Source organism: Bradyrhizobium sp. YR681 (assembly GCF_000282615.1).
GTDB lineage: Bacteria > Pseudomonadota > Alphaproteobacteria > Rhizobiales > Xanthobacteraceae > Bradyrhizobium.
Genome location: NZ_AKIY01000102.1, coordinates 1 through 20,201, shown reverse-complemented (window position 1 = coordinate 20,201; position 20,201 = coordinate 1). Strand labels below are relative to the sequence as shown.

General features: G+C 64.4%; 11 protein-coding genes. 3 read left to right on the top strand and 8 right to left on the bottom strand.

Annotated features, from left to right (window positions below):
- Positions 1-56 precede the first annotated feature (56 nt).
- Both PMI42_RS10765 and PMI42_RS10760 read right to left on the bottom strand, forming a co-directional pair.
- On the bottom strand, positions 57-2,282 hold the full coding sequence (locus PMI42_RS10765) for a CHASE2 domain-containing protein (protein ID WP_008133524.1): 2,226 nt from the start codon (positions 2,280-2,282) through the stop codon (positions 57-59).
- A 79-nt stretch (positions 2,283-2,361) separates the two neighbouring features.
- A complete protein-coding gene (locus PMI42_RS10760; protein ID WP_008133522.1) occupies positions 2,362-9,624 on the bottom strand; it encodes a VCBS domain-containing protein in 7,263 nt (2,420 codons plus the stop codon).
- A gap of 617 nt (positions 9,625-10,241) precedes the next feature.
- Here PMI42_RS10760 and PMI42_RS10755 point away from each other — a divergent pair.
- Positions 10,242-10,973, top strand: a complete 732-nt coding sequence (locus tag PMI42_RS10755) for a transglutaminase-like cysteine peptidase (protein WP_008133517.1) — start codon at positions 10,242-10,244, stop codon at positions 10,971-10,973.
- 186 nt (positions 10,974-11,159) lie between these two features.
- Complete coding sequence (locus PMI42_RS10750) at positions 11,160-12,275, top strand: lysozyme inhibitor LprI family protein (protein WP_008133515.1); 1,116 nt, start codon at positions 11,160-11,162, stop codon at positions 12,273-12,275.
- Between the two features lie 72 nt (positions 12,276-12,347).
- On the opposite strand, the gene PMI42_RS10745 is transcribed toward PMI42_RS10750, so the two are convergent.
- From PMI42_RS10745 to PMI42_RS10720, 6 genes are all read right to left on the bottom strand, one after another.
- Positions 12,348-13,547: an ABC transporter substrate-binding protein gene (locus PMI42_RS10745; protein ID WP_008133514.1), complete on the bottom strand. Its 1,200-nt coding sequence runs from the start codon at positions 13,545-13,547 to the stop codon at positions 12,348-12,350.
- Between the two features lie 77 nt (positions 13,548-13,624).
- A complete protein-coding gene (locus PMI42_RS10740) occupies positions 13,625-15,463 on the bottom strand; it encodes an AMP-dependent synthetase/ligase (RefSeq protein ID WP_008133512.1) in 1,839 nt (612 codons plus the stop codon).
- A gap of 93 nt (positions 15,464-15,556) precedes the next feature.
- On the bottom strand, positions 15,557-16,345 hold the full coding sequence (locus PMI42_RS10735; RefSeq protein ID WP_008133510.1) for an ABC transporter ATP-binding protein: 789 nt from the start codon (positions 16,343-16,345) through the stop codon (positions 15,557-15,559).
- Positions 16,346-16,348: 3 nt separating this feature from the next.
- A complete protein-coding gene (locus PMI42_RS10730) occupies positions 16,349-17,107 on the bottom strand; it encodes an ABC transporter ATP-binding protein (protein WP_008133508.1) in 759 nt (252 codons plus the stop codon).
- On the bottom strand, positions 17,104-18,255 hold the full coding sequence (locus tag PMI42_RS10725; RefSeq protein WP_008133506.1) for a branched-chain amino acid ABC transporter permease: 1,152 nt from the start codon (positions 18,253-18,255) through the stop codon (positions 17,104-17,106). Before PMI42_RS10725 ends, PMI42_RS10730 begins: the two co-directional genes overlap by 4 nt.
- Positions 18,256-18,260: 5 nt before the next feature.
- A complete protein-coding gene (locus PMI42_RS10720; RefSeq protein ID WP_008133504.1) occupies positions 18,261-19,136 on the bottom strand; it encodes a branched-chain amino acid ABC transporter permease in 876 nt (291 codons plus the stop codon).
- A gap of 263 nt (positions 19,137-19,399) precedes the next feature.
- Between PMI42_RS10720 and PMI42_RS10715 the strand changes: the two genes are divergently transcribed.
- Entirely contained in the window at positions 19,400-20,149 is a 750-nt protein-coding gene (locus tag PMI42_RS10715) for an ABC transporter ATP-binding protein (RefSeq protein ID WP_035965201.1), read from the top strand.
- Positions 20,150-20,201 lie beyond the last annotated feature (52 nt).

Sequence of the window (20,201 nt, the reverse complement as noted above, 5' to 3'; positions counted from 1 at the left end):
TAGCCTTTAATGGTTGCTACGCGAGCTGCGTTGAGGCTTGAGCAGGGACCACACCGCTACTTCGTCAGCAGCGCAAACGCCCCGTTCCAGTCCTCCGCCGGCGGATTGATCTGAAAATCCTTGACCCGGGCTTCGTAGAGCCTGAACAGCTTTTCCAGCGTGTCGGCGTCCTCGCTGCGGCGGCCACGCTCGATCGCGTCGAGCGCGCCCTGCCAATCGCGGCTGCGGTAGCAGCCGAGCATCTCGATGGTGACGTTGCGCAGGCGCTGGAAGGCGCCCGAATGCATCACGTCCTCGCGGCCGGCGATGGCGTAGATCACCTCCGGCTCGCTCTTGCCCTTGACCATGATGAAGTCGAGCTCGAGGATCGCGAACTTGTCCTTGGCGGCGAGCGCGGTGCTGGAGCCGACGATGATCGGGAAGCCGTACTCCTTGGTCTGCCCTTCCAGTCGCGAAGCGAGGTTCACGCAGTCGCCGAGCGCCGTATAGTTCTTGCGCAGATCGGAGCCCATGTTGCCGACCACGCCGATGCCGGTGTTGAGGCCGATGCCGACGTTGAGCGGGATGTAGACGTGACCGCCGTCGGCGGCCTCCTGCTCCCGCTCCCTGTTGACGGCGTCGATCCGCTCGAGCATCTGGATCGCGGCCTCGCAGGCATTGACCTCGTGCTCGACATCGTCGAGCGGCGCATTCCAGAACGCCATGATGGCGTCGCCCATGTACTTGTCGACGTAGCCCTTTCGATCGGTGATCACGTTGGTCAGCGGGGTCAGGAAGCGGTTCATCAGCGCGATCAGCCCCTGCGGATCGTGCTTGTAGCTCTCCGAGATCGACGTGAAGCCGCGCACGTCGGAGAACATGACCGTCATCCCGCGCTCCTCGCCGCCAAGGACGAGCTTCTCCGGCGTGAGTTGCTCGACCAGCACCGGCGACAGATATTGCGCGAACATACCGCGGATCTCCTTGCGCTGCCGCTGCTCGCGCACGAAGCTCGCGAAAATCAGCGTCAGATAGATCGCGGTGGTCGATAGCAGCGGATAGGTGAAGTCGATCAGGTAGCGGTACTGCGAATAGAAGAACCAGGACACGCCGACCAGGATGGCGGCGAACGCCGCGCCCGCGAGCACCAGCCGGACGGGACCGAGGTTCGGCGTCAGAATGATGACAAGCAGGCCGATGACGAGCGCGGCCAGCAGCTCGACGCCGAGCGCATAGTTCGGCTGCGAGATCACCGCGCCGCTCAGCACGCTCTCCAGCACCTGGGCATGGATCTCGACGCCCGGCATGGTCGAGGACACCGGCGTGGTCTTGATGTCGTTCAGCCCGACCGCGGAGGTGCCGACCAGCACCAGCTTGCCGGCGATTTTTGCCGGCGGCGCGGTGTTGTCGAGCACGTCGGCGGCGGAGACGTAGATGGAGGGATCCTGACGGGCGTAATGCACCCAGAGCTGGCCGTTCCTGTCGGTCGGAATCTCCACGCCCTTGAGCCTGATGGCGCGCACGCCGGTCTTGTCGGTGCGGACCAGCAGCGTCGGCGTGCCGGTGACGACACGCAGGATCTCCAGGCTGAGCGAAGGCATGATGTTGCCCTGGGCGCGCATCACCATCGGCACGCGGCGGATCAGGCCGTCGCGTTCGGGCCTGATCGTGAACAGGCCGCGACCGGCGGCGACCTTCTCGATAACGGGCACGTTGCGCAAGAGGCCGGGGAATTCGAACAGGAAGCGCTCGGCGTTCTCCTCGCCGACCGTCGCGACCCCGGTGAAGGGCAGCGACTTGTCGATCTCGGACGAGATCGCCCGCTGCCCGGTCTCGCCCAGCACCACGCGCGAGCGCTTGATCGCGTCGGCGAGAACCTGGTCGTTGCTCGGCAGCTCACGCAGCTTGGCGCGGGTGGCATCGTCCAGATAGCGCATCTGGCTCGCGACCATATCCGGGTTGAGCCGGTCGGCCTCGGAGAACACCACGTCGAAACCGACCGCCACCGCGCCGCCACTGGTGAGGTTCTGGATCAGATCGGCGATCCGGGTGCGCGGCCACGGCCACTGACCGAGCTTCGCAAGACTCTTGTCGTCGATGTCGACGATGGTGACCGGCCGCACCGTCTTGTGGCGCGGATCGATCAGCTGGAACATGTCGAAGGTGCGCAGCCGCAATTCCTGCACCGGCGGCGGATCCCAGAGGCGGATGCCGGCAAACACGACCAGCAGCGCAAGGCACATCAGCCGCGCAAAGCCGAACTTCCGCGCAAACCACCGCCGCAGGATCTTGAGACGTTTCATGGTGGCTGGATATCACGCTTTTGCGGCCAACGGCAGCCAGGATCAGACCGGCCGACGATCGCAGTGTCTCAACTCACCATTAGGCATGGAGTATATCGCTCGCCTGAAGACTGCTGACACCCTTCAGGAGGATCGTATCTGCCGCATCGATCGTGATCAGGGTGTCCGCCGTACCGGACGCCGCCACATGCTGGCTCATCCACGCGCCGATGTCGCCGATCGTTCCCAGCGCCGTCAGGTCGATATGGTCCGTGCCGGACGTGAAGTTCACGATCGTATCGTGGTTCGAGTTGGCCGCGAACACGAACTGGTCCTGATAGCCGGTGCCGAAGAACACGTCCTTGCCGGTCGTGCCGGTGAGAGTGACCGCGCCTTCTTCGGTCAGGTTGAAGATCAGATTGACCGTATCGGTTGCCCCGTGCGCATCGGTGACGGTGACCGCGACCTGGTCTGTCGCAGGCCCATCGCTTGGCTCCGAATAGTTCACAGTCAAGATGCCGGAAGCCAATGAGGCGCTCGCCTCGCTGCCCGACATCGCGGTCGCAGTGGCGGTGAACGCTTCGTTGGCGGCGGCATCGACGTCGGTGACGGACAGGCCGTTGACCGTCACCTGGTTCTCGACCGAAGAGACATCCATCGTTCCGACATTGATTACCGGCGCGTCGTTGGCACCCGTCACATCGACCGTTAGCTCTGCCGTGCCGGTAGCGCCATGTGTGTCCGTGGTCTGGACCGTGAACGTGTCCGTGTGATCGCCTGCCGACAACGCGTTGATCGCAGCGGCATTCGGAACGTAAGTGTAGCTGCCGTTGGCATTGACCGTCAGAGAGCCGTACTGGCCCACGACCATCCCCTGACTATCCGCGTTCAGGACGGAATAGGTCAGCGTCGCCGTCTCGCCGGTATCGGCATCGATGCCCGACAGCGTCCCGGCAAGATTGGAGAAGGTGTCGGTCGCGGCCGTGTCGGTGATATGGCCGATATTGAGATCGGAGAGCGTCGGCGTGTCGTTGGCCCCGGTCAGGTCCACCGTGTATGTCGCCGTGGTGACGGCGCCATGCGCATCCGAGAGCTGAACCGTGAAACTGTCCGAATAGTGGGAGCCTTCCGGCAGCGCGTCGATCGACGCCGCATCGGGCACGTAGGTATAGCTGCCGTTGGCGTTGACCGTCAGCGTGCCGTGCTGGCTCGTGACCGTCGCCACCGCGTTATGGTCTGCGTTCAGCAGAGCGTAGCTGAGCGTATCGCCGCTGTCGGCATCGGTCCCGGCCAGCTGTCCGCTGAGGTCGGGGAAACTGTCCGCGATGTCCGTGTCGGTGAGCTTCCCGAGACTGCCGTCGGCCAGGACCGGCGCGTCGTTGGCGCCCGTGACGTTCACCGTGAACGTTGCCGTGCCGACAGCACCTTGCGCGTCCCTGGTCTGAACGGTGAACGTATCGAGATAATTGCCTGCCGAGAGCGCGTTGATCGCTGCGGCGTCGGGCACGTAGCTGTAGCTGCCGTTGTCGTTGACCGTCAGCACACCGTAATGTCCCGCGAGCGTCGGCACGGCGGTCGCGCCGTCCAGCACGGCGTAATGCAGCGTCGCCGTCTCGCCATGGTCGGCGTCGGTCCCGGCCAGCGTCCCCGTGATGTCCGTGAAGCTGTCGGCGATGGCAGTATCGACGAGCGGATCCGTGCTGACCGCAGCCAAGGTCGGCGCGTCGTTCTTCCCAGTGACCGTGATCGTGACGTCGGTCGTGATCTTCTGGCCCTGGTGGTCGTCGAGCGTGATCGTAGAGACGATTTTTGCGGTCTGGTCCTTGGCGAGAAAATCCAGCGCGCCGTCAGCGATCGCATAGCTCCAGGTGATGGTGCCGTTGTTCAGCCCGGTCTGCGGCAGCAGCGTCATGGCGCTCTTGAGCGCCGCGATCTCGTCGAGCGTGAGCGTCGAGGTGAGGTCGGCGCTGCCACCGGCGCCGAGCGAAGTCACGTCCCGGCTGGTGATGTCTGCCGTCGGAAGGTCAGTCAGGTCGATATCAGTGAAATGGATCGCGCCGGTCGCAGGCGTTGACTGATCGAGCGTGACAAAGTCGCCGGTGGTGTCCGCCTGCTCGGAGACACTCCCGGCCGGCACGCCACCGGCAGTGAAAGTCGGCGCGTCGTCATCGGCATGGATCGTGATCAGCGTGTGACCGGTACCGTCATCGCTGCCGGCGAAATGCGCGTTGCGATAGTCGGCGCCGGTCAGGGTCAAGCTGATATGATTGTTGTCGGCGTCGGTGACCGTCAGCACGCCGCCCGTCGCTGGATCGGCATTGGCGACATAGACCGCGCTGGTGCCGAGCCCGTATTTGATGGTCGACAGGTCGATCGTGTCGTTCGCGGACAGCTGCCCGATCGATCCGCCGAAGGTCGACGTGTCGATCTCAAGCGCGGCGCCATTGCCGGCGAGGTTGATCGTCTGCGTGACCGTGCCTTCGAGCTTCAGCGTCGCGCCGACATCGACGGTGACCGAACCCGTGCCCGACAGCGACCCGAACAACGTCAGGTCCCCGTCATGGACCTCGATCGAGCCAGTGTTGGTGATGGTGCCCGAGATCGACGCCGTACCATAGCTGTCGATGTCGCTGTAATTCTGGATGCTCAGCCCGGTCCCGGAGATCGACGCGCCATGCAGATCGATCGCACCATGGTTGATGATCGACGACGCATCGCCGAACACGCCGCTTCCGGCGACCGTCCAGGTGCCGCCCGCATTGTTGTTGAACGTGGCGGTGGCGACGGAGATGTTGCCGTTGATGTGGCCTGTGTTGTTGATCGTGATCTCGCCGCCGGTCTCGACGATCGCATAGGTCGTCGAGGCCACGTCGGCGGCGTCGGACCCGATGGTGCCGGAATTGTCGATCGTCGCCGTGCCGGTGGCGTTCTCCTGGATCGAGACCGCCGCGACGCCGTCGGCGCCGACCACCGTTCCGTGATTGGTGATGTGCGTCGAACCGGCCGCGCCCACATCGTTCTGATCGACATTGATGCCGAACGAGGTCTCGCCGGTGATGTCGCCGTTATTCGTGATGGTGACGTCGCCGTCGCCATGGGAGACGACGTCGAGACCGATCGCGCCGGAGACGCCGCCGCCGATCGTCGCCGTGATGTCGCCCGCGCCGGCCGCGCCGTCGTGCAGCACGATGCCGTTGCCGGTCTGGCCCGTGATGTCGCCTGATGTCGTCAGCGAGATATCACCGATGCCGTTCTGGGTGACGACGATGCCGTTGTTCTTGCCGGTCAGCGTGCCGGTCGGCGTCAGCATGATGTTGCCGTGGCTGCCGCTCGTCCCGCCTGACGCGGTGAAGTCGAGCGCATCGCCGTTCGACGTCGTGATGTCGGCATCGCCGGTGACGGTGAAGAGCCCGCCGGTCGAGGCCTGACCGGCGATGGTGCCGGTGAAGTCGTGGCTGGTGTCGTCGAGCTTCAGCGTGTTGGCGCCGCCGGTGAAGGTGACGGTCTGGGCATCCGCGCCGCCGAGTTCGAGCGTCGCATTATCGCCGATGGTCAGCGTTCCGGCGCCGGTGATGCCGCCGGCGAGATTGAGCGTGCCGCTCTGCACCGCGATGGTGCCGGTGTTGGTGACGCCGGCCGTGACCGTGTTGAGGCCGGTGCTGTAGAGATTGCCGGCATTGGTGAGGCTGCCGCCGTTGATCGTGACGTCGGTCAGATAAAGCTTCGAAGTGCCATCGACCGAGATCGTCCCGCTCGTATTGGTGACGGTCGTCGTCGTCAGCTTCAGCGCGCCACCGGTCACCGCCTCGATCAGGCCGTGATTGGTGATGGCGTGCAGATCGATCGTCAGCGTGCCGCTGGTGACCGAGACCGTGCCGGTATTGTTGAGGTCGGCGCTGTGGATCGCACTGATGCCGGTCGATTCCAGCGTGCCGGAGAGCGTGAGCGTGCCACCGGTCAGGCTCGAGCCTGCCAGCGTCAGCTTCTTGTCGGCATCGACCTTGACCGTACCGTGATTGGCGATCGCAGCACCGGAGACGGTGACATCGTCGAGCTTCAGCGTGACAGCGCTCTCGACCGTGACGGTGCCCTTGGTCAGCGTCGCATTGCCGTCGATCCGGCTATTGCCGGTGACGTCGATCGCGCCGCCCAGAACGCTGTAATTGTTGATGGCGCCGCTGCTGATCGTGGCGCCGTCGAGGGTCAGCGCGCCACCATCATCGACAACGATCGTGCCGCTCGCATTGTCGACGGTCGAGCCAAGGTCGATCGCGAGCACGCCGGCCGCCAGCACTTCGATGATGCCGGCATTGGTAACGGTCTCGGATTTCAGCGAATTGCCGGTGCCGCCGACCTTCATGCTGGCGTTGTTCTTCAGGACGCCGTTGCTCAGAACCGCATTGCCGGTGAGATCGAGCTCGCCATTATTCGTAACGGTGCCGATGCTCGGCCCGGTCGTCACGATCAGCGTACCGTCGGTGCTCTCGCTCATGCCGGCATTGAACACGTGCCCGTAATATCCGGCTCCGCCATCAATCGTCGCGCCGTTGACGGTCAGCTTGCCACTGGCATCGACGATGACCGCGCCGTTATTCGTGACGCTGGAACTTTGATCGACGGTCAGCCAGCCATTCGCCAGCACCTTGATCGTGCCGGTGGAACTGTTGGAGACGGTCTCGTGCGCAAACTCGGCAGCTCCCCTGACGTTGACCGTGCCGGAATTGTTCAGCGTGCCGTTCTCGATCAGGCTGGCGCCATCGAGCTCCAGCGTGCCCAGAATGGTGACTGTGCCGCCGTCGACCGTCGCGGTATCGACGATCAACGTCGCGCCAGCATCGGCCTTCAGCGTGCCGTTGGCATTGTGGATCGTGGCCAGCGTCTTCAGCGTGCCGCCGGACAGCTCGATCGTGCCGGAATTGGTGATCGTGGTACCGGCAGCGAAATCACCGCCGCCCGCGAGCGTCAGATAGCCGGCATTGGCGAAAACGCTCGTGTCCAACAGCTCGGCCTTGCCGCCGACCGACATCGTTCCGGTCGCGGCGACGTTGAAGATCGAATCGGCGCCCATGTTGAGCGCGCCTGCGATCGTCAGCGAGGCCTGCACAATCACCTTCGGCGGCGGACCACCGAAATCGTTCATCGTCACCGACTTCGCATAGGCCGCCGTGTCGATCGTCACCGGATAGGACGGGGTCAGGCCGTGCAGCTGATCGGTAATGACGATGACGTCGTCACTGATGGTCGGGACCGTACCGGTCGCCCAATTGCCCGCATCTTTCCAGAAGCCGCCCGAGGGCACGCCCGGCTTGTCGGTCGCGATCCACACCACCGCGGGCGCGTCGGTGCCGGTGATGGTGACGGTGATGGTCTGCTGCGAGGTCGCGCCCTGCGAGTCCGTGAGCGTCACGGTGTAGACCAGCGTCAGCACCTCGCCCCTCGGGATGAAGTCGGCGAGATAGACCGGCAGATCGGCCAGCGACCAGTTGATGGTGCCGGTGCCGTCGCCGGTGCTGTCGGCGCCCGCCGCGATCGCAACCGACATCGCGCTCTGGAACGCCGTGAGCGGGCCCGGCGGCACCGTGCCGTCGGGCAGGGTCGCGCTGGTCAGCGCCACCGACACCGTATGCTTGTCGGTGAGATCGACGTCGTCGAAGTTCAGCGTGCCCGTGGTCGGCACATCGCTGGTGAGCGGGCCACCCGGCACGCTGGTGCCGCCTTCGAAGGTGATGACCGGAACGCTGGTGGTGATCACCGGCTTGTCGTTGGTGCCGGTGATCGTGATGGTGATCGGGATATAGGTGGATTCAGGATTGACCGCGAAATTGTTGTTGACGCGGATCATGTAGGTCAGCGTCAGCGTTTCGCCGGCCGCGAGGAAGTCGAAGACGTGGTCGGGGATCGTGTAGGTCCAGACCGCCGAACCGTTGTTGTTGTTGCCACCGTCGGGGACGACTTGGATGTCGATCTGGGTCGCCGCAATGTCCTGCTTCTGGAGCGCGGAGAGCGTCCCGGTGACGTCCTGCTGGCCGGCACTCTTGTAGACGTAGTTCGGCGCGCCGGCGAGGCTCACGCTCGCCGTCGGCCGGTCGCCCAGATTTTGATCGACGAAGGTGATCCGGCCGGAGACCGTGTCGGCATCGACGGTGTCGCCGGTCTTGTCTGCGCGCTCGGTCAGCGAGAACGTCGACGTCACATTGCCGTTGGCATCGAGGCTGCGCGCCTGCGGCGGACCGGGAATGCGATTGCTGGTGGACGGATTGTGGCCAGGGTCCGTCCCCTGCTGGTTGGTGTTCGTGAAGACCGCCGTCGCGCTGTAGCCGCTCAGGGTCTTGAACATAAGACCGTCGCTGGTCGGCGTGATCGTGTCGGTGAAGTTCGTGGTGAGCTTGGTGTTGGTGTTGTTGTCGGTGAACTTCAGCGTGAACACGTCGGTGATCAGCTTCTGAATGTCCGGCGACATCAGCGCATTGGTGATCGAGACGTTGCCGCCGCTGATCTGGATCATCTGGCCGGCCTGGTTGACCGTCGCGATCGGCAGCAGCGTGACCTTGTCGAACAGGATGTAGGAGCCGGTCGTGCCGTTCGGCTCGACCAGCACCTGGAAGCTCGCCTGCGGCTGCGGATCGCCGCCGCCGGCGGGAACGACGAAGTTGATCTGGCTCAGCACCGCGGTGCCGCGGATGCCCATGGTGGCGACCGGCGTGTCGACCTTCATGTCGCCGTGCTTGGCGGTCTCGCCGGCGACGAAGGTGATGGTGCCCGCGACCAGGCTGAGCAGCGAGGAATTGTTCGACCCGTTGGGGTCGTAGACCATCTCGTTCAGCACCATCCGCGCATTGGAGGACAGGCCGAACACGGTGCCGTCGATGAAGGTGATGCCGAGCGTCGAGTCCGCGCCGGTCGAGACCACGTCGCCCTTCTCGACATTATCGCCATTGTTCAGGATGACCGAGACGCCGTTGCGGATCGCGGTCGCGCTGCCGGAGAGCTTTGTGACGTGACCGATGACCTGGGCCGCGGCGATGCCGCCCGCGGCCTGCGCATATTGCACGTGGCCGGTGAGTGCGTTGACGACGTCGCCGGTGAGGTGGGCGCCATCGGGCGAGGCGATCGCCGCACGCTTGTCGCCCTTGAAATAATCGTTAACGACGAACTCGTGGCCGTCATGGGACAGCACGAGGTCGACGCCGGTGCGCTTGAACTCGCCGTTGAAGATCAGATTCGGGTCGGGAACGACAAACGCGCCCTCGGGCACATGCCCATGCGCCTTGGCGATAAAGGAATCGACATGGCCGTCGGCGGGCAGGCGGGAACCCTGGCCGTCCAAGGAGATCGCGGCGTCAAATTTGCCAGCGTAATTCAACCGGGCACCGTAAAAGGGTTAATATTTAAATAAGTATCGACCGCCTAAGCTTGCATAGCATTACCGAGTCCTTAGCGAAACCATCTATTGCTTGTGTGATTTCGCGTCACTTGGCCGTGGAAGCCCCCGCCGGGCGGCACCTTCATGAAGAAGCGGAAGTAATACTTCGAGTATTTTAAAGTCGAATTCGGCTTATTTCCGCGCATTTCCAGTCATCCGAAGTATTTAGCCGCATCAGACAGACGGCTGATACTTGTGTCATCTTTTCTTCGTAGTGCCCCGCAGCATCCTGCGGCAAATACGGAGTTAAATCTGTGACCCAACTAACAGAACCCGTGAAATAGCGGGCTGTTAGCCATAGGACGCAGAATTGCCCCTCTCACAACTTGTGCCTGCAATTGGTTCCATTTCGCGGCAGCCGGCCCCCTCCTAGCCGGCGAATCGTAAAATTTTACGCAATTCCGGCAGGCCCGTTTCAGGCTGTTGCCCGGTTTTGGGCCCCCTGCCGGGCGCATTAAGCAGAACAAAACGGCCCGTCTCGCACTATCTGCGCGAAAGCAACAAAGCCCGGCACGTTCAGGTCGAGAGGACCCGGCGAAGCCGGAAGGGGATGTCAGATGGAGACCGCTGCTCGCTCGCGCGCCTGGCGCGCAATCCTTGTCCTGTGCGGACTGGTCCTGCTCGGATCGGCCGCCGAGCTGCGCGCCGGCACGCTGCTGTCGCCGGGCGCCGGCGTCCTCGTGCGCAAGTCCGCCGAGCCGTTCGGCGTGTTCGCCTTCGCCATCTCGTCCGGCAGCCTCCAGCAGAAATGGTCCGCGCTGAAGCAGAAGCTCGACGACGACATGGTGCAGCTGGCGCTGTGCGATGGCGATCGGGACAATTGCGCCTCGCCCGCGGCGCTGAAACTGCTCGCCATCGTCGACCAGGCCCGCGCCCGTGACGGCCGCGCGAAGCTCGGCGAGACCAACCGCGCCATCAACCTGGCCGTCCGCGCCACCGATGACGGCATCGACGACGTCTGGAGCTCGCCGCTCGCGACCTTCGCGCGCGGCGCCGGCGACTGCGAAGACTATGCCATCGCCAAGCTGGCCGCGCTGCGGCTCGCCGGCGTCGCCCAGGAGGATCTCCGCATCGTCGTGGTGCGCGACATCCGCGCCGGCGAAGAGCATGCGGTTGCCGCCGCAAAGCTCGACGGCCACTGGCTGATGCTCGACAACCGCCGCATGGCGATGGTCGAGGACGACGACGCGCGCACCTACCAGCCGCTGTTCGTGCTCTACCAGTCGGCCGTGATGAAATATGTCGACGAACCCGTGCGGTTCTCGGTGGCCACAGCCGAGGCGCATTGATCGTAGCGGTCTCGTAGCCCGGATGGAGCGAAGCGAAATCCGGGGCCGCCATCACTTGTCGCACGAATCCCGGATTGCGCTGCGCTCCATCCGGGCTACGGGTCTCACATAGACTTCTGACACAAACCCATTCCACCGCGCGAGCCGGGGCGCTAGCATGGCGCCTTCCATGCGGGGGCGACTGGAATGCGGTTCATCGTGCTGTCTGTGCTTGCGCTGCTGGCCGGGCCCGCGGCACCAGGCTTCGCGCAATCCGACCGCTCCATCGCCGACAGGCTGCCGCTGTTCGCCAGGAACAACTGCCAGCAGATCCGCGACCCCGGCAATCAATTGTTCTGCGGCGACGCCGAGCTTGCCGCCGCGGCGGAAAAGCTGAGCACCGCGATCGAGGCGCGGCTCGCCCGCCTGCCCGATCGCCTGCCGGGAATCGAGGAGAATGCGATCTGGATCCGCCAGCGCAATCTCGGCTGCGGCATCGTCGGCCAGATTGCGGTCCGCCCCGACGATCTCGACCGGGTCAGGGCGTGCCTGCTCAAGGTGACCGAGGAGCGCGCCGCGATCCTGCGCGATCCCGATTTCGACTGTCTGGCGGCCAACACCGCGGCCGGCGCGCTGATCTGCGCGGACCCGTCACTGGCGCTTGCCGAAACCGAGCTCAACGGCCAGGTGCTCGCCCTGATCGGCAAGCTCGACCCGACCGCAGCCCGCTTTGCCTTCGCCGAATACGGACGGTGGACGCGGGAGCGCGATCGCAAGTGCAATCTGGTCGGCAAGGAGAACGTGCCGCTTGCCGAGCTCGAATCCGCCGAAGGTTGTCTTGCCGACTATCTGAAGCACAAGACAGGCGAGATCGCTGCCGCCAGGGGCGATCCGAAAAAGGTGTTCGGCCGGCAGGTCGCGGCGCGCATCCCCGACACCGACGCCGTCGACTTCTGCGCCGCACGGATTCACGCCGCCAATTCCTGCGGCAGTTTCCTGCGCATCAACCGCGTCTACGCGCTCGACAGCCAGGTGACCGACCAGGAGGCGCAGGTCACCGGCGAGATCGAGATGGTCGTGCTGGCGCCCTTCACCATGTGCAGCAAGATTGCATTGAGCTGCACCGGCACCTGCTGGGACGCCAGGACCGGCCGTCCGCAGCCGAGCGCGGACGCCAAGGAGCGCTCCGCGGACGCCTTCAACGTCACGCGCCGCCTGAGGATCCAGCGGACGTTTGCCTTCGTGAAAGCCGCCGACGGCTGGCGCTGCCGCGAGGACGAGCTGGCGCCGGTGAATTCGGGGACGGCGGGCGGAGGATCGTAGGCGTGTCCTCTCCGCGCGGTGCGCTCACCCTCTCCCGCAAGGGAGAGGGTGCATTGTCATCGCGGTCAGAGATCAGAACATCAGATTGTCCTTCACCAGAACCCAGCGGCCGCCCTTGACCTGCTGCACCTGGGTGATGGTGTTGGCGAGGTGGTCGGTCTTGGAGAACTTGGTCGGGGGCGAGTTGAAGATGTCGAGGAACTTGTCGCCGGACTCCAGCGCATCAAGCATCTTCTGGCCCGTCAGGTCCTTGCCCGCCTTGTTCGCGTAGAACGCAAACGTCATGACCGCATTGTAGCCGATGATCGCCTGCGTATTGGCGTCGGTGCCAAACATCTTCTTGTAGTTGACGAGCCAGTCCTTGACCTTGCCCTTGGCGGTGTCCTCATACGGGATCTCGAAGCCGCTTGCGGCGTAGAGGCCTTCGACGGCCTCCTTGCCGAGCACCGGCACCTCCATCACGTTGGTCGGCGTGGCGCCGAGGAAGGTGACATCCCAGCCGAGCTTTTTGGCTTCCGTCATCGCGCCGATGGGCTCGCGGAGCACCGCGCCGAGCACGACGACGTCGCAGCCGTCGGACTTCATCTTGGCGACCTGCGCGCTGAAGTCGGAGGCGCCGCGCTTGTAGCTCGTGATCGAGGCCGGCTGCACCTTCATCGCGGCGAGCTGCTGGTTGAAGCCGTCGAGCACGTTCTTCCCGTACTCGTCGTCCTGGTGCATGATGCAGGGCTTCTGGAAGTTCTTCCACTCCATCATGTATTTCAGCGCGGCGCGTGTGCTCTCGACATAGGGCAGCAGGTTGTTGAACTTCAGCCGCTCCTGCGGCTTGGCCGGATCGAACTTGAAGGTGAACTCGGCCGCCGTCAGCGGGAAGAGCTGAAGCACGCCGGCGTCGAGCAGGATATCCTGCGCGGCGAGCACGGTCGGCGATCCCATCGCGCCGACCATCGCGAAGATCTTGTCACGCTCGATCAATTTCTGCGAAGCCAGCACGGCCTTCTTCGGATCGTAGCCGCTGTCCTCGACCACCAGCCTGATCTTGCGTCCCTGCACGCCGCCGGCGGCGTTGACCTCCTCGACCGCCATCTTCATGCCGTTGGAAACAGGCACACCCCAGCCCTTGATCGGACCCGACAGGTCCTGATGGGTGCCGATCACGATCTCGGTTGCCGAGATGCCCTCATTGGTGACCTTGGTCTGCGCCGTGGCCGGCAGATGCGTGAGCACCACCGCGCCCACCGCAAGGCCGAACGTCCTGAACGATTTCGACATTGACATCTCCTCTCCCTGGCCCGTGTTGCACGAAGGACGTGGCCATCGCTCCTCCGCTGGTCTTCAAACGAGATGGATCAGGCCACCGCACGCTCGCGATACATCGCGTCGATCTCGGGGGCATAGCGCTTGTTCACGAAGTTGCGCTTCAGCTTCATGGTCGGCGTCAGCTCCTCGTCCTCCGGCGTGAGCTGGCGCTCGATCAGATAGAACCGCTTGATGGTCTCGACGCGGGCGAAATTGCCGTTGACCTGTTCGATCTCGCGCCAGATCAGGTCCTGGATCTCGGCCGCCCGGCACAGGCTGGCGTAATTGGTGAAGGGAATGTCGTGGTCCTGGGCGAACTTCTCGACATTCTCCTGGTCGATCATGACGAGGCAGGTCAGGTATGGCCGCTTGTCGCCGATCACGACGGCGTCCGAGATGTAGGGCGAGAATTTGAGCTGGTTCTCGATCTCGGACGGCGTGACGTTCTTGCCGCCCGACGTGATGATGATGTCCTTCATCCGATCCGTGATGCGGACGAAGCCTTCGTTGTCGATGGTGCCGACGTCGCCGGTGTGCAGCCAGCCGCTGATATCGATGGTCTCGGCGGTCTTCTCCGGCTGGTTCAGATAGCCCATGAACAGGAAGTCGCCCCTGATCAGGATCTCGCCGTCGGGCGACAGGGCGACCTCGCCCCAGGGCACGGCCGTGCCGACCGAGCCGAGCTTCATGCGCTCCGCCGGCATCATGGTGGCGACCCCGCAATTCTCGGTCTGGCCGTAGAGCTCGTGCATGTCGATGCCGAGTGCGAGATACCAGCGGATCAGCTCCGGCGCGATCGGGGCTGCACCGGTGAAGGCGATGCGGCAGCGATCGAGCCCGATCATGCGGCGGATGTTGCGGAACGCGATCCGGTAGGCGAAGCGGCTGGCGAGGCGCAGCGACAGCGGCGGCGCCCTGCCCTCGATCCGGCAATCGACCATGCGGTAGCCGATCCCGATGGCGCGGCGGTAGACCCATTGCTGGAGCGGCGTTGCATCCTTCAAGGCAATGGTGACGGCGGAATAGAATTTTTCCCAGATGCGCGGCACCGCCAGGAAGATGGTCGGCTGCACCTCGCGCAGATTGTCCGGCACCGTCTCCGGGCTCTCGGCAAAATTCATCACCGAGCCGAGCGCGACCGAGATGTAGTAGCCGCCGATGCGTTCGGCGACGTGGCACAGCGGCAGGAAGATCAGCCGGTCGTCGTCCTCCTGCGCCGGAATGAAATCGTTGGCATGCCGCATCTGGTGCGTGACACTGCGGTTGGCGTGCATCGCGCCCTTGGGCGGGCCTGTGGTGCCCGAGGTGTAAACGAGAATCGCAAGATCGCCTGCTCCGCGGCTGTCGATCATCTCCTGCCACAGCGCCTCGCGCCCCACCATGTGGTTGCGGCCGAGCGCGCGAAACTCGTCGAGCGACATCACCATGTCGTCGCAGAAGCCGCGGAGACCCTCCATGTCGAACACGATGATCTTCTGCAGGGACGGGCAGCGCGCGCGACAGGCGAGGATCTTGTCGAGCTGCTCCTCGTCCTCGGCGAAGATCACCTTCGTCCGGGAATCGTTGACGAGATATTCGACCTGGGACGACGAATCGGTCGGATAGATCCCGCTGGAGACGCCGCCGGCGCACAGGATTCCCATGTCGGCGTAAACCCATTCGGGCACGGCATTGGCGACAATGGAGGCGACGTCGCCGGGCATCATGCCGATCGCGCGAAGCGCGTAGGCGATCTCCTTCGAGATCTCCAGCCACTCGCGCCAGCTGGTCGGCTGCCAGATGCCGAACTTCTTCTCGCGGATCGCCGGCCGCTCGCCCCGCGTCTCCGCGGCGCGCAAGAAACTCTTCGCGATCGTTTCAGCGACCGTCAGCACCGCCGGTCGGGCCATGTGCATTCCCTCCTTGTCGCTCCCCCTCCGCTGCCTGCCTTGCCGGCGGTCTGTATTAGCGGATGGGCTCGTTCATTCTACGCCAGTCCCTCGTCAACGCCACGTCTTCTTCTTTTTCCAGCGCCGTTCGCCCCGGGCGCCCGCTTCCTTGGCGCCAAGGTAGAACTCCTGGATGTCCTGGGAATGCATCAAGCGGTCGCAGCTGTCGTTCATCACGATACGGCCGATCTCGAGCACATAGCCGTAATGCGCCGTCTCCAGCGCCACCTTGGCGTTCTGCTCGACCAGCAGGATCGACATGCCCTGCTCCTCGTTGACGCGGCGGATGATCGTGAAGATCTCCTTCACCAGGATCGGCGACAGGCCGAGCGAGGGCTCGTCGAGCAGCAGCAGGGTCGGCCGGTTCATCAGCGCCCGGCCGATCGCGAGCATCTGCTGCTCGCCGCCGGAGAGCTGGCCGGCCGGCTGGTTGATGCGCTCCTTCAGGCGCGGGAAATAGCCGTAGACGCGCTCGAGATCCTCCGCGACGCCGTCGCGGTCCTTGCGCGGATAGGCCCCCATCATCAGGTTCTCGCGCACCGAGAGGAACGGGAACACCTCGCGTCCCTCCGGCACGTGGCTCAAGCCCAGCCGCACGATGCGGTCCGCCTCCATGCGCTGGATCGGCCTGCCCATGAACTCGATCGCGCCCTTCTGCGGATCGAGAATGCCGGAGATGGTCTTCAGCACGGTGGTCTTGCCGGCGCCGTTGGCACCCAGCAGCGTGACGATGCGGCCGCGCGGCACCTCCAGCGAGATGCCGCGGATCGCCATGATCGGCCCGTAATAGCTCTCGATGTTGGAGAGCTTCAGGATGACATCGGGCGGCACGGTCGCATCCATCGCTCATGCTCCCAGATAGGCGGCGACGACATCGGGGTGCTGCTGCACCTCCGCCGGCGAGCCCATCGCGAGCACGCGGCCATAGTTCAGCGCGATGACGCGATCGGAGACGCGATTGACCAGCGACATGTCGTGCTCGACCATCAGCACGGTGACGCCGAGCTCGTTCTTCAAGTCGCGGATCCAGAACGACATGTCGTCGGTCTCCTCCACGTTGAGCCCGGAGGACGGCTCGTCGAGCAGGATCAGCTTCGGCTCCGAGCACAGCGCGCGCGCCAGCTCGATCACCTTGCGCACGCCGTAGGGCAGGCCCGAGATCAGCTTGTCGCGATAGGGCTCGAGATCGAGGAACTCGATCACCTGCTCGACCCGGCGGCGATGCACCTTCTCGCTGGCGCGCACGCTCGGCAGGAACAGCAATTCCTGCCAGAGCTGCGTGGTCGAATGACGGTGGCGGCCGACCAGGAGGTTCGAGAGCACGCTCGCATTCTCGAACAGCTCGATGTTCTGGAAGGTGCGGGCGATGCCGAGCCGCGCGATGTCGTAAGGCGGCTGCTCGGTGATGTCCTGGTCCTCGAAGAAGATGCGGCCCGAGGTCGGCCGGTAGATCCGCGAGATCAGGTTGAAGATCGAGCTCTTGCCGGCGCCGTTCGGGCCGATGATCGAGAGGATCTCGCCCCGCTCGACCGCGAACGACACCGCGTCGACGGCCTTGAGGCCCCCGAAATGCAGCGACAGATTCTCCGCGCGGAAATAGCTCATCGGTTCCGCTCCGACTTCACGTAGATCTTCTGCCGCTTGAAGGTGGCGCGCTTGTAGAGCGGGAACAGCTGGAAAAAGAGTTTTATCTTCAGCCAGCGGCCGTAGAGCCCGAGCGGCTCGAACAGCACGAACAGCACGATGATGATGCCGTAGATCGCGCCTTTCAGGCCGTTGAGCGAGGCGAAGGCCGCGACCTTGGACTGGATGTTCGCCGCGATGTGCGGGCCGGCGCCGAACGTTGCCGCGATGCCGGCGATGATGCCGGGCAGGTCGTCCTTCAGGTAGGTCAGGAACGGGTCGATCATCACGATGAAGATCGCGCCCAGCACCGCCCCGTGCAGGGAGAAGGTGCCGCCGATCAGGATCACGATGATGAACTCGATCGATAGCTGCAGCGTGAACATCTCCGGCGAGATGAAGGAGAGCTTGTGGGCGAACAGCACGCCGGCGAAGCCGGTGATCGCCGCCGAGATCGCAAAGGACTTCACCTTGTACAGCGCGACGTTGACGCCCATGCTGCGCGCCGCCGTCTCGCTGTCGCGGATCGCGACGAAGGCGCGGCCCGTGGGCGAGCGCAGCAGATTGAGCGTGCCGACGATGGTCAGCACCAGCACCGCAAGGCAGAGGTAGTAGAAGGTCGGGCTGTCGCGCGGCACCGCGACGCCGAGCAGCGACAGCGTCTTCACCCGCATGCCCTCGTTGCCGTGGGTCACGCTCTCCCAGCGTGCCAGGATTTCCTCGACGATCAGCGCGAAGGAGATGGTGGCGATGACGAGGTAGATGCCGGTCAGGCGCAGCGCGGGAAACCCGACCATCGCGCCGATCAGCCCGGTCAGGGCGCCCGCGACGAGGAAATAGATCGGGAACGGCACGTTGTATGTCTGCAGATAGGCCGCCGTGTAGGCGCCTATCGCGAGGAACGCCGCGTGCCCGAGCGAGGCCTGGCCGGTGAAACCGGTCAGGATCAGCAGCGCCACGCCGACGATTGCATAGATGCAGACGAAGACGAGCTGGCTCATCAGATAGCTGGAGAGCAGATGCGGCGCGATCAGCAGCAGCGCGAGCAGGATGCCGTAGGAGACGATGTAGCCGGAATGCGGGAACAGCTTGATGTCGTCCTCGTAGTCGATCTTGAACAGGAAGCGCATGGCGTTCAGACCTTCTTGCGGACGTGGAGGCCGAACAGGCCTTCGGGCTTGAGCAAGAGCACGGCGAGCAGCACGACGTAGGGCGCGACGTCCTTCCAGCCTTCGGGCAGGTAGAATCCGGCCATGCTCTCGATCACGCCGATCAGGACGCCGCCGACCACGGCGCCCGGAATCGAGCCGAAGCCACCAAGCACCGCGGCGGGAAACGCCTTCAGCCCCAGCACGAGGCCGACATTGGAGTGGATGAAGGTGATCGGCGCCAGCAGCACGCCGGCGCAGGTCGCGACCGCCGCGCTGATCGCCCAGACGATCGACACCACGCGCTTGACCGGAATGCCCATGTAATAGGCCGCCAGCATGTTCTCGGAACTGGCGCGCATCGCGGTGCCGAGCGTGGTCTTGTTGAAGAACAGATAAAGCAGCGTGCACAGGATCATGGTCGCCGCGATCACCGAGAGCTTGTCGTAGGCCAGCACCAGCGAGCCCATGCGCAGCACGCCCTGGCTGAACGGCGTCTCGATCTTCAGATCGTCGGTGCCCCAGATCATGCCGGCGATCGAGCGCAGGAAATAGCCGAGGCCGATCGTGGCCATGATGATGGAGAATTGCGGATAGCCGAGGATCGGCCGCACCACCACGCGCTCGGCCAGCATGCCGAACAGCGCCATGGCGACCACCGCACCGGCAAAGCCGATCCAGTAGTTCAGCCCCATCATGCCGATGAAGGTGAAGGCGAAGAAGCCGCCCAGCATCATCAGATCGCCCTGGGCGAAATTGACGACCTCTGTGGCCTTGTAGACGAGCACGAAACCGAGCGCGATCAGGCCGTAAACGCAGCCGAGCGCAACACCGCTGACCAGCTGCTGAACGAAATCCAGCATCGTCGCGCTTCCTCCCGATGCAACCTGCGGTTCTTTGTGACCGCCTTGCCGCATCTTGTGTCCAGTCGCTACGCAGTCGTTTCGCCGCGTTAGCTCCATTTGTCCCGATGGCAATTCAGCCTGAACCCCCGCGCGCTGTCAACAAACGGTGACTTGCCATTAGTCCAAGGCGCATGGCGGAATTTGCGGCAGCGCGATTCACCGTGCCGAAACATCTTCAGGTCATGGTCGCGGGCGATGCAAAACCGGATGGTGTGGCCGTCATGAAGCCGGACAGCTCGGCGCTGGAAGTCCGAGGGTTAACGAAGCGTTTTGACCGTCTGGCGGTCGACAGCCTCGATCTCACCATTCATGCCGGGGAATTCTACGCGCTGGTCGGCCCCAACGGCGCCGGCAAGACCACCACCTTGCGCATGGTTGCGGGGCTGCTGCGGCCCGATGCCGGCGCGGTCTCGATCTTCGGCATCGACGCGCTCCAGACCCCCGTTGCGGCCAAGCAGGTGATGGCTTGGGTTTCCGACGAGCCCATGATCTATGACAAGCTCACCCCGCTCGAATATCTCGAATTCGTCGCCGGCCTCTGGGGCATCGCGCCATCGGTCTCGGAGCCGGTCGCGCAGGGGCTGCTGACCTCGCTCGGGCTCGAGCCGCACCGGCACGAACGCTGCGAAGGTTTTTCCAAGGGCATGCGCCAGAAGGTCGCTCTCGCCGGCGCCCTGGTGCACGATCCCCGCCTCATCATTCTCGACGAGCCGCTGACGGGCCTCGACGCCGTCTCCGCCCGCCACGTCAAGGGCCTTCTGAGCGAGCGCGTTCGGGCCGGCTGCACCATCATCATGACCACGCATATTCTCGAGGTCGCCGAACGCATGGCCGACCGCATCGGCGTGATCGCCGCGGGCCGGCTCGTCGCCGAGGGCACGCTGGCCGAGCTGCGCCAGCAGAACGGCCATGCCGACACCAGCCTCGAAGATCTCTTCATCGCACTGGTGACGCTCCAGGAAGCCGCATGAGCTCGGCGACCGCGCTGTCCTGGTTCGCCCGCCACGAGTTGCGGCTCCCCCC

Bases quoted from the DNA above. Each gene is read 5' to 3' on its own strand.
- PMI42_RS10755 (WP_008133517.1), top strand. From the start codon at position 10,242: ATGGAGACCGCTGCTCGCTCGCGCGCCTGGCGCGCAATCCTTGTCCTG.
- PMI42_RS10720 (WP_008133504.1), bottom strand. From the start codon at position 19,136: ATGCTGGATTTCGTTCAGCAGCTGGTCAGCGGTGTTGCGCTCGGCTGC.
- PMI42_RS10725 (WP_008133506.1), bottom strand. From the start codon at position 18,255: ATGCGCTTCCTGTTCAAGATCGACTACGAGGACGACATCAAGCTGTTC.
- PMI42_RS10730 (WP_008133508.1), bottom strand. From the start codon at position 17,107: ATGAGCTATTTCCGCGCGGAGAATCTGTCGCTGCATTTCGGGGGCCTC.
- PMI42_RS10745 (WP_008133514.1), bottom strand. From the start codon at position 13,547: ATGTCGAAATCGTTCAGGACGTTCGGCCTTGCGGTGGGCGCGGTGGTG.
- PMI42_RS10735 (WP_008133510.1), bottom strand. From the start codon at position 16,345: ATGGATGCGACCGTGCCGCCCGATGTCATCCTGAAGCTCTCCAACATC.
- PMI42_RS10750 (WP_008133515.1), top strand. From the start codon at position 11,160: ATGCGGTTCATCGTGCTGTCTGTGCTTGCGCTGCTGGCCGGGCCCGCG.
- PMI42_RS10740 (WP_008133512.1), bottom strand. From the start codon at position 15,463: ATGGCCCGACCGGCGGTGCTGACGGTCGCTGAAACGATCGCGAAGAGT.
- PMI42_RS10715 (WP_035965201.1), top strand. From the start codon at position 19,400: ATGAAGCCGGACAGCTCGGCGCTGGAAGTCCGAGGGTTAACGAAGCGT.
- PMI42_RS10765 (WP_008133524.1), bottom strand. From the start codon at position 2,282: ATGAAACGTCTCAAGATCCTGCGGCGGTGGTTTGCGCGGAAGTTCGGC.